Source organism: Ornithinimicrobium sp. (assembly GCF_030537745.1).
Taxonomy (GTDB): domain Bacteria; phylum Actinomycetota; class Actinomycetes; order Actinomycetales; family Dermatophilaceae; genus Ornithinicoccus.
Map to the genome: position 1 here is coordinate 1 of NZ_JAUNVI010000004.1, position 12,931 is coordinate 12,931.

At 70.6% G+C, this 12,931-nt stretch carries 12 protein-coding genes; 9 read left to right on the forward strand and 3 right to left on the reverse strand.

The genetic code is table 11. The features are described 5' to 3' along the window. Positions 1 to 61: 61 nt before the first annotated feature. On the reverse strand, positions 62 to 1,528 hold the full coding sequence (locus Q4P07_RS01515) for an NAD(P)H-quinone dehydrogenase (RefSeq protein WP_303373125.1): 1,467 nt from the start codon (positions 1,526 to 1,528) through the stop codon (positions 62 to 64). A gap of 49 nt (positions 1,529 to 1,577) precedes the next feature. Between Q4P07_RS01515 and Q4P07_RS01520 the strand changes: the two genes are divergently transcribed. Both Q4P07_RS01520 and Q4P07_RS01525 read left to right on the forward strand, forming a co-directional pair. Continuing rightward, on the forward strand, positions 1,578 to 2,408 hold the full coding sequence (locus tag Q4P07_RS01520) for a purine-nucleoside phosphorylase (protein ID WP_303373126.1): 831 nt from the start codon (positions 1,578 to 1,580) through the stop codon (positions 2,406 to 2,408). 13 nt (positions 2,409 to 2,421) lie between these two features. Further along, positions 2,422 to 4,116 (forward strand): phospho-sugar mutase, encoded by a 1,695-nt coding sequence (locus Q4P07_RS01525; RefSeq protein ID WP_303373127.1) that lies wholly within the window; start codon positions 2,422 to 2,424, stop codon positions 4,114 to 4,116. A gap of 41 nt (positions 4,117 to 4,157) precedes the next feature. Here the strand turns inward: Q4P07_RS01525 and Q4P07_RS01530 are convergent, their stop codons facing one another. After that, a complete protein-coding gene (locus Q4P07_RS01530) occupies positions 4,158 to 4,796 on the reverse strand; it encodes a hypothetical protein (RefSeq protein ID WP_303373128.1) in 639 nt (212 codons plus the stop codon). A 42-nt stretch (positions 4,797 to 4,838) separates the two neighbouring features. Between Q4P07_RS01530 and Q4P07_RS01535 the strand changes: the two genes are divergently transcribed. From Q4P07_RS01535 to Q4P07_RS01565, 7 genes are all read left to right on the forward strand, one after another. Then, positions 4,839 to 5,492: a uridine kinase gene (locus Q4P07_RS01535; protein ID WP_303373129.1), complete on the forward strand. Its 654-nt coding sequence runs from the start codon at positions 4,839 to 4,841 to the stop codon at positions 5,490 to 5,492. A 230-nt stretch (positions 5,493 to 5,722) separates the two neighbouring features. Beyond that, entirely contained in the window at positions 5,723 to 6,628 is a 906-nt protein-coding gene (locus tag Q4P07_RS01540; protein WP_303373130.1) for a hypothetical protein, read from the forward strand. Then, the gene (locus Q4P07_RS01545) at positions 6,625 to 7,281 is read left to right on the forward strand and encodes a DUF4129 domain-containing protein (RefSeq protein WP_303373131.1); all 657 of its coding nucleotides are present in this window, start codon (positions 6,625 to 6,627) and stop codon (positions 7,279 to 7,281) included. Before Q4P07_RS01540 ends, Q4P07_RS01545 begins: the two co-directional genes overlap by 4 nt. Continuing rightward, positions 7,278 to 8,429 (forward strand): DUF4350 domain-containing protein, encoded by a 1,152-nt coding sequence (locus Q4P07_RS01550; protein WP_303373132.1) that lies wholly within the window; start codon positions 7,278 to 7,280, stop codon positions 8,427 to 8,429. Before Q4P07_RS01545 ends, Q4P07_RS01550 begins: the two co-directional genes overlap by 4 nt. Then, complete coding sequence (locus Q4P07_RS01555; RefSeq protein ID WP_303373133.1) at positions 8,426 to 9,487, forward strand: MoxR family ATPase; 1,062 nt, start codon at positions 8,426 to 8,428, stop codon at positions 9,485 to 9,487. Before Q4P07_RS01550 ends, Q4P07_RS01555 begins: the two co-directional genes overlap by 4 nt. A 40-nt stretch (positions 9,488 to 9,527) precedes the next feature. Beyond that, positions 9,528 to 10,844, forward strand: a complete 1,317-nt coding sequence (locus Q4P07_RS01560) for a DUF58 domain-containing protein (RefSeq protein ID WP_303373134.1) — start codon at positions 9,528 to 9,530, stop codon at positions 10,842 to 10,844. 127 nt (positions 10,845 to 10,971) lie between these two features. Next, entirely contained in the window at positions 10,972 to 11,904 is a 933-nt protein-coding gene (locus tag Q4P07_RS01565) for a cation diffusion facilitator family transporter (protein ID WP_303373135.1), read from the forward strand. Between the two features lie 5 nt (positions 11,905 to 11,909). Here Q4P07_RS01565 and Q4P07_RS01570 read toward each other — a convergent pair whose 3' ends face one another. Then, positions 11,910 to 12,905, reverse strand: a complete 996-nt coding sequence (locus Q4P07_RS01570) for a stage II sporulation protein M (protein WP_303373136.1) — start codon at positions 12,903 to 12,905, stop codon at positions 11,910 to 11,912. Between the last annotated feature and the right edge of the window lie 26 nt (positions 12,906 to 12,931).

The window sequence follows — 12,931 nt, forward strand, 5'->3', positions numbered from 1 at the left end:
CAGGGACGACCGTCCGGACTGGCACGGCGGACCGCCCGGACTGACAGCACCGACCGCCCGGTCAGTCGCTGAAGGAGTGCAGCTGGCGAGCCGCCTCGGACAGCGACCCGGACAGGGACGGATAGACCGTGAAGGTCGCCGAGAACTGGTCGACGTTGAGCCGGTTGGCGACGGCGAGGGCGATCGGGAAGATCAGCTCGCTGGCGCGCGGTCCGACGACGACGCCCCCGACGATGGTGCTGCTGCCCTTCTTGGCGAAGATCTTGACGAAGCCGTCCTTGACGTTCTGCATCTTGGCGCGCGGATTCTTGCTCAGCGGCAGCATGACCGCGGTGGCATCCACCCGTCCCTCATCGACGTCAGCCTGGGTCACGCCGACCGTCGCGATCTCCGGGTCGGTGAAGATGTTGGAGCTGACCTTGCCCAGCGCCAGCGGCGCGACAGCGTCGCCCAGCGCGTGCGCGACCGCAATCCGGCCCTGCATCGCCGCCACCGACGCCAACGGCAGCACCCCGGTGCAGTCTCCCGCGGCATACACGCCGGGGACGCTCGTCCGGGAGACCCGGTCGACCTCGATATGGCCCGACGTCGCCAGCCGGACCCCGACCTCCTCCAGCCCCATCGCTGTCGTATTGGGGATCGAGCCGACCGCGAGCAGGGCGTGCGAGCCGGTGACCTCCCGACCGTCCTCGAGGGTGACGACGACATGGTCGTCCGCCCGGATGACCCCGGCCGCGCGAGAGCGGTTCAGGACCGTCATGCCGCGTCGGCGGAAGACCTCCTCGACGACGGTTGCCGCATCACCGTCCTCGCCGGGCAGCACTCGGTCGCGCGAGGAGATCAGCGTCACCTGGCAGCCCAGGCCAAGGTAGGCGTGCGCCAACTCGGCCCCGGTCACCCCGGAGCCGATCACGATGAGGTGCTCGGGCAGCTCGGTCAGGTCCCAGATCTGCTGCCAGGTGAGGATGCGTTCGCCGTCGGGCTGCGCGGAGTCCATCACCCGGGGGCGCGCACCAGTGGCGATCAGGATCAGGTCGGCGTGGAGTTCGCGCGTCCCCGTCGACGCCACCTCGTCCCACGCGTGGGGGGCGGGATCCTCCCCGGATTCGATCTCGTCCACGCCCTGGACAACCTCGACGACCCCCTCACCGGCCAGTCGACCGGCACCGCGGATCACCTCGACGCCCGCTGACTCGAGCCGTTCGGCGATGTCCCGGCTCTGCGTCCGGGCCAGGTCCATGATCCGCGTATTGACGTCGACGATGTGCGCCGTGACGCCCTGGTCGCCCGGCACCTGTGCACCGTCGAAGTGGACACCGATCCGCTTGGCGGCACTGAAGCGGTCCATGAAGTCCGCGGTCGCGATCAGCGCCTTGCTCGGCACGCAGTCGGTCAGCACCGCCGCCCCGCCCAGGCCGGATCGCTCCACCACCGTCACCTCAGCCCCCAGCTGGGCGGCACCCAATGCTGCTTCGTAGCCGCCAGGACCACCACCGATGACGACGACCGACTTGTTTGCTGCGCTCACGGCCCCTATCCAACCACCTGCGCGCCTCCGGCCCGGTTAGGATCGGCGCGTGAGCGACCCTTCCCTCGACCTGTCCCTGCCCAGCACCGACCCCCTCGTCGTCGCGGAGGCCGCTGCAGCCACCATCGCCGAGCGCACCGGAGTGCCACGCCACGACATCGCCCTCGTCCTCGGCAGCGGCTGGAAACCGGCCGCTGACCTGCTCGGCGAAGCCACTGCGGAGATCGACAACGCGGACGTCCCAGGCTTCGCGGCCGCCGCGGTTGCCGGACACCGCGGCACCATGCGATCGATCCCCCTGGCTCACGGCAAGCACGTGCTCGTCTACGGCACCCGCACCCACTTCTACGAGGACCGTGGCGTCCGCGCAGTCGTCCATGCGGTCCGCACCGCGGCCGCGGCCGGCGCCTCCACCATCGTGCTCACCAACGGCTGCGGTGGGCTGCGGCCCGAGTGGGTGCCAGGGACCCCCGTGCTGATCCGTGACCACATCAATCTCACCGCCGCCTCCCCCCTGGAGGGCGCGACCTTCATCGACCTCACCGACGTCTACACCCCACGTCTGCGTGACCTCGCCCGCGACATCGACCCGAGCCTCGACGAGGGCGTCTACGTCCAGTTCCGCGGGCCGCACTACGAGACCCCGGCAGAGGTGGCGATGGCCCGGATCATCGGTGGCGATCTCGTCGGTATGTCGACCACGCTCGAGGCGATCGCCGCTCGCGAGGCCGGCATGGACGTGCTCGGCATCTCCCTGGTCACCAACCCGGCAGCCGGCATCAGCCCCACCCCCCTGGACCACAAAGAGGTCATCGAGGCAGGGCAGGCGGCGGCGCAGCGATGCGGCGCACTGCTGGCCAGCATCGTCGAACGCATCTAAAGGAGCATCCGGTATGGCGAGCACGCAGGACACCGCAGGACTCGTGGCCACGGCCAAGGCCTGGCAGGCGGACGACCCGGACGAGGCGACCCGCGAGCAACTCTCCGAGCTGCTGACCAGGGTCGAAGCCGGCGACGAGGCCGCCCAGGACGAGCTCGCCGATCGCTTCAGCGGCTTCCTGGAGTTCGGCACCGCAGGTCTGCGAGGAGCCCTGGGCGCCGGTCCGCACCGGATGAACCGCGCGGTGGTCATCCGCACCGCTGCCGGCCTCACGTCATACCTCCAGCATCGCCTTGACGCCGCTGGTGAGCGGCGCGGTCCGGTGGTGGTCATCGGCTTCGACGCGCGCCACCAGTCCGACGCCTTTGCGCGCGACACCGCCGCCGTCGTGGTCGCTGCCGGTGGTCGCGCCCTGCTCCTGCCGCGCACGCTGCCCACCCCCGTGCTGGCGTTTGCGATCACCCATCTGGGCGCCGACGCCGGCGTGATGGTGACGGCCAGCCACAACCCACCCGAGGACAACGGCTACAAGGTCTATCTGGGCGACGGCTCGCAGATCGTCCCGCCAGCCGACACCGACATCTCCGCCCAGATCGCGCGGCACACCGCGGCCGCCGCGGTCCCACGCGCCGACGAGGGCTGGGCGACCCTCGACGACGACGTCGTCCAGGCCTACCTCGACGCCGCCGTCGCGGTGCTCGACCCGGACAGCCCGCGAGACCTGGCGGTCGTGCACACGGCGTTGCACGGTGTCGGGTCGGAGGTGGTGCAGCGTGCTTTCGCGCAGGCCGGCTTCGCCGCACCGTCTGCGGTCCTCAGCCAGGAGCAGCCCGACCCCGACTTCCCGACGGTGCCCTTCCCCAACCCCGAGGAGAAGGGTGCCATCGACGAGGCGCTCGCCCTCGCGGCGCAGGTCCACCCCGACCTCGTGATCGCCAACGACCCCGATGCCGACCGTTGCGCACTCGCCGTGCTGGACGACGGGCAGTGGCGGATGCTGCGAGGCGACGAGGTCGGTGCCCTGCTCGGGCAGCACGTCATCAACCGCGGACGCGCGACGGCGCAGCGTCGCGTCCTGGCCCGCTCGATCGTCTCCTCACGGCTGCTCGGTGCGATGGCGCAGGCGGCCGGACTGGTGCCCGAGGAGACGTTGACGGGCTTCAAGTGGATCGGTCGGGTCCCTGGGTTGCTGTTCGGGTATGAAGAGGCGCTGGGCTACTGCGTGGATCCCGCCACGGTGCCGGACAAGGACGGTGTCACTGCGGCGCTGCTGGCGGCCGAGTTGGCCGCGACGTTGAAGGCCCAGGGGCGCACCCTGCTCGACGTGCTCGACGATCTGGCCCTGGCCCACGGAGTCCATCAAAGTGATGCCTTCTCGGTGCGCGTCGATGACCTGGCGCAGATCCCCCCGGTCATGACGCGGTTGCGCAACGAGACGCCGACCGAGCTTGGTGGGGTGCCGATCGCGACGGCAGAAGACCTGTCCGAAGGTGCGCACGGGCTGCCGCCGACCGACGGTCTGCGATTCGTCCTGACCGACCAGACCCGCGCCATCGTGCGACCCAGCGGCACCGAGCCCAAGATCAAGGTCTATCTCGAGGCGATCGTCCGGGTCGCTTCGCGCGAGGGGCTGCCCGCCGCGCGCGATGAAGCATTCCGACGACTCGCGGCGGTGCGGGAGAGCATGGAGGTCCTCACCGCGCTCTGACGTGCCGGGCCGTCGTTTCAGGTCGCCTGCGGCCGGTCAGCTCAGGTGACGATCGCGATCATGGCGAGGGAGCAGGCGACGGCGATCGCGACCACGGCCAGCCAGGAGAGACGCTGAGTCACTGCCGGTCTGGTCGCCGAAGCACCCCCGGCTGTCGCCGCCGTGGACCGCTGGCCACCGCCCAGTTCCCACCGGTCGATCGCGCGCAGCACCTCATCGGCTGCGCCCTGGGCAGTCATTCTTTCGCTGCCACGCTTGCGGGTGGTCTCAGCGAAGTCGTCGATGTTGCGCCGTCGCGTCATCTCCCGCCGGACCGGCACCGCCCACGCGCTGTGGCGGTGGCCTGCCGTGTCGTTCAGCTCGAGCGACCAGCGGTGGGTCACGTCCTGGATCTCACTGAAGGGGACCACGGAGTGGGTGAGGATATTGGTCAGTTCGACGCGGTCGGCATACAGCTCGGCCTTGGGTCGGAGGAAGAGCACCCAGGCGATCGCGGCCACGCCGGCGATGAACGCCACTGGCGCGATCACCCCCTGCCGGTGCCCGTCCAAGACATCGATAACGGTCATCACGGTCAGGACGAGCGCAGCGGCCAGCAACCCCCCGCCGATGACGCGGGCGGGCAGGGTCCGGTAGACCCGCAGGGGGGCCGCACCTGTTGGAGAAGGATTGGTCGACACGCTGCCCGAGTCTACGGAACGCCACGCTTAGACTCTCGATCCATGGATCAACCCCCGGGACTTCCAGCCGCTGCACGCGTCCTGGTGATCACCGGACCCAGCGGTTCGGGCAAGTCTCGCCTCGCCCGCCGCATCCACGCGGCGCACGGCTGGCCACTGCTCCCGATGGACGACTTCTACCGAGAGCTCAACGACCCGGGTCTGCCCATGAGCCCGCTCGGTCTGGTCGACTGGGACCACGTCGGCTCCTGGGACCTGGACGCTGCGCTGGAAGCGATGGAGTCACTGTGCACCCGAGGCCACGCCACTGTCCCGGTCTATGACATCTCCACCTCGCGGGTCACCGGCCGCGCGGCGGTCGAGCTCGACGGTCATCCGATCGTGGTCGCCGAGGGCATCTTCGCCGCGCACACCATTGCTGGTCTGCGTGCGCGCGGCCTCCTCGCCGAGGCGTGGTGCGTGCGCAATGGCGCCTGGAAGACCTTTCTGCGTCGGCTTGCCCGTGACCTCGCCGAGCACCGCAAGCCGCCCTTGACCCTGTGGAGGCGAGGGCTCCTCCTGCGCCGCGCCGAGCCAGGTATCGTGGCCCGGCAGGAGGCGTTAGGGGCACGGCCGCTGACGGCCAAGGAAGCCGAACGACGACTCGTCGGCCTCCTGGCCACGCGGGATCAGGCAACGAAGGGAGCAGGGGGATGACCTTCTCGGCACCATCTGGACCAGACCGACCACGCGGATTCGGTGGTTTCGGCCCCTCGGAGACACCCGGCTACGGACCGCCACCAGGATCGCTGCGCCCCCCGCCCCAGCCGGGCGCATTACCACCCCCGACTCCCCCGCTGCCCGGCCAGGGCCAGCACCCCACTGGGCCACCCGACTGGCGCCAGCTCCCCCCTGAGCACCTGGCACACCTGCAGCAGCCGGGCATCGTGCCGCTTCGCCCGCTGACCATGGGGGACATGTTCAACGGCTCTCTGCAGACGATGCGGCGCAATCCTGGCGCCACCATCGGCATGGGCCTGATCGTCCTGGCCATCTTTCTGGTGCCCTCCCTGCTGATCTCCCTGGGTATCAACACCCTCGTGGGCGTGGCTGTCGACGACAAAGCGGCGCTATCGACGCTGGTCAACCTCGTCTTCAGCGGACTGGCCTCGATCGCGCTGACCGGCATGATCGTGTATGTCGTGAGCGAAGCCGTCCTGGGCGACCGGGTCGACCTGGCGCGGACCTGGCAGGCGGTGCGTGGCCGACTCCCAGCGCTGATCGGGGCCGTCCTGCTCATCGCGGTCATCTACCTCGGCATCGTCATCGGTTTCGTCCTGCTCCTGGCCGCTCTGCTTGTGGCCGGCGATCAGGGCATGGCCGTCCCTGCGATCATCCTGTCCGTGGTGGCCATGCTCGGCCTCCTCGTGCTGCTGCTGTGGGTCGGGTGCCGGCTGTCCCTGGCCCCGGCGCCCGTGGTCCTGGAGAAGGCCGGCCCCTGGCGGGCGATCGGCCGCGTCTGGTCGCTGACCAAGGGCGCGCAGGCCTGGCGCATCGTCGGCATCACCATGCTGGCCGCGGTGGTCACCAGCCTCTTCACCGGGCTGGTGCAGCTGCCCGTGACCGGGTTCCTCTTCTTCGCCCTCGACGGGATGGTCGGCGGCCTGGACTCGACCCATCCCCTGCTCACCGTCACCGACCACCTCGTCCAGCTGGTCGTCCAGGCCTTCGTGATCCCGTTCACCGCCGGTCTCACCGCGCTGCTCTACCTCGATCAGCGCATCCGTCGCGAGGGCCTGGACATCATCCTCTTCCGAGCGGCGCAGGCTCGCACGTCCCCACCGCAGCGTTGACGGGCACCCTGATGCCGGTATGGCACTGCGGGGTCCCCGTCGACCCCGACCGCGACCAGGCCCGCCAGTGGCTCCAGTCCGAGCTGGACCGTCCCGGCTACAGCGTCGAGCGGTCCTTCGTCTCCCGGGTCTGGGAGTGGATCACCGGCCACCTGCCCAGTCTTGACCTCCCGGGCACCCTGCCCCCGTGGGCCGCATGGGCGGCCCTGGCGCTGATCCTCCTCGCGGGGCTCGCGGTGATCACCTTCGTCTCCCGCGACCGGTGGCGGCGCGCCTCGCTGTCCCTTCAGCCTGCGACTGGCGCCGTCTTAGAGGAGGAGGGGCTGCGCGCCACCGACTACCGGGCGCGGGCCGTCGCCGCCCTGCTCGCCGGCCAGCCTGGTGCAGCGCTCGTGGACGCCTACCGGGCACTGACCGCGAGCTCCATCGAGCGCAGCCTCCTCGATGACCGCCCGGGGCGGACCGCCCACGAGGTCGCCGTCGACCTGAGCTCGGTCTTCCCCGACGCAGCCCTGGACCTCGCCAGGGCCGCCGAGCACTTCGACGAGGTTCGGTATGGCGCGCACGACGCGAGCCGGGAGCAAGCCAGTGCGGTCCTGGCACTGGAGGAGCAGATCAGCCGAAGCCGACCCGCGTTCGGGGCTCTGCCGTGACCCGGGTCCGCACCTGGGCCCCCTGGCTGCTGCTGGTGCTGGCCACCGCGCTGCTCAGCGCGCTGCTGGCCGGCACGCAGACCGGCGAGCCTCTGGATCCGGTCAACCCGGGCCCCGACGGCACGCAAGCCCTGGCCAGCGTCCTGCGGGAGCAGGGCGTACAGGTCGACGTCGTGCGGGGGCTGACCGGACTGACCGACCGACCGACCGGCCCCGGCACGACTGTCCTCCTGGCGCACACCTCCTACCTGGGCCCCGATGCCGGCCAACGCCTCCTCGATCGGGTGCGGGGCGCCGACCGGCTCGTCGTGCTCGTCGCCGACGCAACCGAACAGCCCGGGCGCGCGCTCGGGCTCGACCTCTTGGCGTCCCCTGGCACCGGCGCGCAGCTGTCCGCCGAGTGCACCAGCCCGTTCGTCCGCGACGGCGACCAGCTCTCCCGCTGGGACGTCTCGCTCCAGACCGCGCCGGGAAGGGCGGACGTCTCGGCCTGCTATCCGCCGACCCCCGGCCACAACGCCGGCGGCGCGAAGGCCGGTGCGCTGCTGACCTTCGCCGCGACCGGTGACCAGCCGCAGATTATCGTGGTGGGCTTTCCCTCCGCCCTGACCAATGCCCACATCACGCAGGACGCCCACGCGGCACTGGCGTTGCGCCTGCTCGGCGACAGCCCGCGTCTGGTCTGGCTCATCCCGCAGCCGGGGGATGCTGGCGCCCAAGGTGCGGCTAGCCTCTGGGACGTGCTGCCCCGCAACATGACCCCCTCGGTGGTGATCCTCAGCGGGGCGCTGCTGGTGTTGGCGTGCTGGCGCGGACGCCGGCTAGGGCCCGTGATCGTCGAACCGCTGCCCGCCGTGGTCCAGGCCGCCCAGACCACCCGTAGCCGAGGCCGGCTCTACCGCCAGGCGCACGACCGCGACCACGCCCTCGCGGCCCTGCAGGCCGGCACTTTGCGCCGCCTGGCTCCCCGCCTGGGCCTCCCGCGGGGATCGCGGCCCAGCGACCTCGTGCGCGCCGTCTCCGATGCCACTGGTCGACCGCAGGTGGAGATCGAGAAACTGCTCACGGACCCGCACACCGCCGACGACCACACCTTCGTGACGACCGCCCGGGAGCTGCGCTCCCTGGAGGAAGGACTGCACCCATGACCTATCCCGCTGGCCCCTTCGACACCTCCGGTGACTGCGCAGCCGACATCCCAGCAGCAGCTGCTGACGTCGCCCGCACCGCTGGCACTGCCTCGGACGAGGCCGACAGCGAGCGTGCCCGGGCTGCCTTGCGCGCAGTGACCGACGAGGTCGGCAAAGCGGTCGTCGGGCAGCAGCAGGCGGTGTCCGGCCTGATCATCGCGCTCTTGGCAGGCGGCCACATCCTTCTCGAGGGCGTTCCTGGCGTTGCCAAGACGCTGCTCGTCCGCTCGCTGGCCGCGGCCCTGGACATCTCGACCAAGCGTGTCCAGTTCACCCCGGACCTCATGCCCGGCGACATCACTGGCTCGATGGTCTACGACGCCGGCCGCAGCGACTTCGCCTTCCGTCCCGGCCCGGTCTTTACCAACCTGTTCCTGGCGGACGAGATCAACCGCACCCCACCCAAGACGCAGTCGGCGCTGCTGGAGGCGATGGAGGAGCGCCAGGTCACCGTCGACGGGACCAGTCACCCGCTGGCCGCGCCGTTCCTGGTCGCCGCTACGCAGAACCCGATCGAGTATGAAGGCACCTACCCGCTGCCGGAAGCCCAGCTGGACCGTTTCCTGATGAAGGTGACCCTGCCCCTGCCCCAGCGGGTCGACGAGATCGAGGTCGTCGGCCGACACGCAGCAGGCTTCGACCCGCGTGACCTGGCGGCTGCCGGTGTCCGCCCGGTCGCGAATGCCGCCGATCTGGCTGCCGGAGCCGCCGCCGTCCGACGGGTGCAGGTGTCCCCGGAGATCCTCGGGTATGTCGTGGACCTGGCCCGCGCGACCCGTCACTCTCCCTCCCTCTCCCTAGGCGTCAGCCCGCGAGGGGCTACCGCGCTGATGAACACTGCCCGCGCGTGGGCCTGGCTCTCCGGCCGTGACTTCGTCACCCCTGACGACGTCAAGGCGCTCGCCACGGCGACCTTGGTCCACCGGGTCTCCCTCCGTCCGGAAGCCGAGCTCGAGGGCGTGAGCGCCGACTCCGTGCTGGCCTCGGTGCTCACCGCCGTCCCGGTCCCCCGCTGATCGGTGACGCTGCCGTGACACTGCCCCGGTCGGAGCGTCGATGATCCTCCGCGGTCCCGTCGTGGCCCTGGCGCTGCTGGGGCTGGTCCCGGCTGCCCTCTGGCCGGGACAGTCGCAGTGGATCGCCCCCGCCTGGCTGGGGTTCGTCGCTCTCGTCGTCCTGATCGACGTGCTGCTCACCCCCGCACCCTCCGTGGTCCAGATCACCCGGTCCACCACCCCGGTGGTCCGCCTCCACGAGGAGGCAGCCACCACCCTGACGTTGACCAATGGCGGACGTCAGCATGTTCGGGCCGTGGTGCGCGACGCCTGGGTGCCGTCGGCAGGTGCGGCGAGCCCTCGTCATACCGTGGACCTGCCCGCGGGAGAGCGGCGCCGCGTCACCACCACCCTGCGCCCGACACGTCGTGGTGATCGACCCGCGGCGGGGGTGACCGTGCGGAGCGTGGGTCCGCTAGGGCTGGCCGGGCGGCAGCGCACGAGGATGGTGCCGGGCGCGGTGCGTTCGCTGCCGCCCTTCCGCTCGCGGCGACACCTGCCCAGCAAACTTGCGCAGCTGCGGCAGCTCGACGGCCGGTCAGCGGTGCGCACCCGTGGCCAAGGGACCGAGTTCGACTCGCTGCGTGACTATGTCGACGGCGACGACGTGCGATCGATCGACTGGCGCGCCACCGCGCGGCGCCAGCACGTGGTCGTGCGCACCTGGCAACCCGAGCGTGATCGTCGGGTCGTGATCGTGCTGGACACCTCCCGCACGAGCGCCGCCCGAGTCGGTGACGAACCCCGTCTCGACGCTGCCATGGACGCGGCGCTGCTGTTGTCGGCGCTGGCCGCCCACGCCGGCGACCGGGTGGACCTGATCGCCGGCGACCGGCTGATCCGCGCCCGCGTCGGCTCCGGGAGCAGTGGTGCAGCCGCCGGGCGCACCGCTCTCCTGCATCAGCTGGTTACCGCCCTGGCACCGCTGGAGCCGGTGCTCGTGGAGGCCGACTGGACGCACCTGGCGGGCGCCGTCTCCCGGCTGACGCGGCGTCGCGCCCTGGTCGTCCTGCTGACGCCGCTGGAGCCAGCCGCCGTCGAGGAGGGTCTGCTCCCCGTGCTCCCGGTGCTGACCAGCCGGCACCGCGTCATCCTCGCCTCGGTCGCCGACCCGGCTCTCGGAGAGCTCCGGGCCGACACCTCCACGCTGGAGGCGGTCTACGACGCCGCTGCGGCCGAGCGCACGGAGGCGCTGCGACAACGCACCGCGACCGCGTTGGCCCAGCTCGGGGTCACGGTCCTGGACGAGACCCCGCAACATCTGCCCGTCGCGCTCGCCGACCACTATCTCGCGCTGAAGGCACGAGGTCTCCTGTAGGCGTGCAGCGTGACGCCCCAGACCGCCCGGTGGTCCGGCGACGACTCTGCACGAGGGCGGCAGCGTCGGACCATACCCGTAGAATCGACACCATGGCCACCCCCCTCCTCGTGCTGGCGGCAGGCCGGTGACCACCCCCGACCAGCCGACCGCGAGCACCCGCCACCCCCAGCCCGTAGACCTCACCAGGTTTGCCTGGCTGTCCATCGCGGCGGCCGTGACCACGATCGCTCTGAAGAGCACGGCCTGGCTCATTACCGGCTCGGTCGGACTGCTCTCGGACGCGGCCGAGTCGATCGTCAACCTGGTCGCTGCCGTGGTGGCGCTGGTCGCCCTCCGGGTAGCGCTGCGCCCGCCGGACCGCAAACACAACTACGGCCACAGCAAGGCGGAGTACTTCTCCGCTGCCCTCGAGGGCCTGATGATCTTCGTCGCCGCAGCAGTCATCCTGGTCGCCTCGATCGACCGTTTCCTGCACCCTGCACCCCTGGACAACCTCGGTGTCGGCCTGCTCATCTCGGTGGTGGCCTCGGTGATCAACGGGGGCGTCGCCTTCGTGCTGCTGCGCGGGGGCAAGAAGCATCGGTCCATCACGCTCACCGCCGATGGCAAGCACCTGGTGACCGACGTGTGGACGTCCGTGGGAGTCGTGCTCGGTGTCCTGCTGGTGTGGCTGACCGGATGGGAACGCCTGGACCCGATCATCGCCTTCGCCGTCGGCATCAACATCTTGGTCACTGGCTGGGGTCTGATGCGGGTCTCCACCGCGGGCCTGATGGACGTGAGCTTGCCGGAGGAGGACAACGAACGGATCAAGGCGATCATCGAGGGCTTCACTGCGGACGATATCGACTTCCACGCCTTCCGCACGCGCGAGTCCGGGCACCGGCGCTTCATGGAGATGCACCTGCTCGTGCCTGGCCGCTGGACGGTGCAGCGCGGTCACGACCTGAGCGAGGACATCACTGACGCACTGCTGGCGGAGTATCCCGACTTACGCGTCAACTGCCACCTCGAGCCCATCGAGGATCCCCGGTCCTATGAGGACATCGGGATCTGAAAGCGTCAGCCCGCGGTCGGCGCGACGTCCGCCTGCAGCGCCTCGTCCACGTCGCCAGTCACGCCGGCCAAGGCTGCCCGACGCCCCAGCGTGAAGACATAGACGAAGAAGAGCAGCAGCGCCAGCACCCCGATGCCCACCCGGGCCCACGTCGGCAGCGGTGAGGGCGTCACGAAACCTTCGATAGCTCCCGACAGGAGCAGCACGAAGACCAGCCCGATCGCCACCCCGGCCGCGGTGCGACCTTCGGCGGCGAGGTTGGCGACCCTGGTCCGCTGCCCAGGCGCCACCCACGCCCAGCACAGTTTTAGACCCACCCCGGCGGCGACGAAGATGGCCATCAACTCCAGCAGCCCGTGCGGCGTGATCATCCCCCAGAAGACATCGGCGCGACCGTGCAGGTGCATGAGGGAGCCGATGACGGCAAGGTTGGCGATGTTCTGCCACAGCAGCCAGAGGACGGGCACGCCGAGCACGCCCATGCCGATGCAGCGGGCCGCCACCCACGCGTTGTTCACCCAGACCAGGGTGGAAAAACTGCTCGCCGCGTGCTCGTGGTAGTACGACTCGAACTGGACGTTGACCAGGAGCTGGACCTGCTGCGGGGTGAGCAGGGAGTTCTCCACCACGGGGTGGTGGTAGAGCCACCAACCGAGCACGAGTCCCACCACGACGTTGGCGAGGGCGGTGAGGCCCCACCACCACCGCAGCCGGTAGAGCGCGGCGGGGAAGTCCTCGGCGAAGAACCGACCGATGCCGGCCCAGGACGTGGTGGGCACCCGCGAGGCCCGCCCGCGGGCCCGCGAGATCAGAGCCGAGAGATAGCTGACGACCGTCGCGTCCGGGGCGCTCGAGCGGACGATTGACAGGTCTGTCGCGGCCCGCTGGTAGCCGTCCAACAGCTCATCGGCCTGCGCTCCGGAGAGGCTTCGACGCCGAGAAAGCAGGTCGAGCCGTTGCCAGGCTGCCGCCCGACGTCCCACCAGCGCGTCCAGATCCACAGGGTCACTGTAGGCGGTGCGCCACC

Excerpts from the sequence above, each read along its gene's own strand:
- Q4P07_RS01525 (WP_303373127.1), top strand. The coding sequence starts at position 2,422 with ATGGCGAGCACGCAGGACACCGCAGGACTCGTGGCCACGGCCAAGGCC.
- Q4P07_RS01535 (WP_303373129.1), top strand. The coding sequence starts at position 4,839 with ATGGATCAACCCCCGGGACTTCCAGCCGCTGCACGCGTCCTGGTGATC.
- Q4P07_RS01555 (WP_303373133.1), top strand. The coding sequence starts at position 8,426 with ATGACCTATCCCGCTGGCCCCTTCGACACCTCCGGTGACTGCGCAGCC.
- Q4P07_RS01560 (WP_303373134.1), top strand. The coding sequence starts at position 9,528 with ATGATCCTCCGCGGTCCCGTCGTGGCCCTGGCGCTGCTGGGGCTGGTC.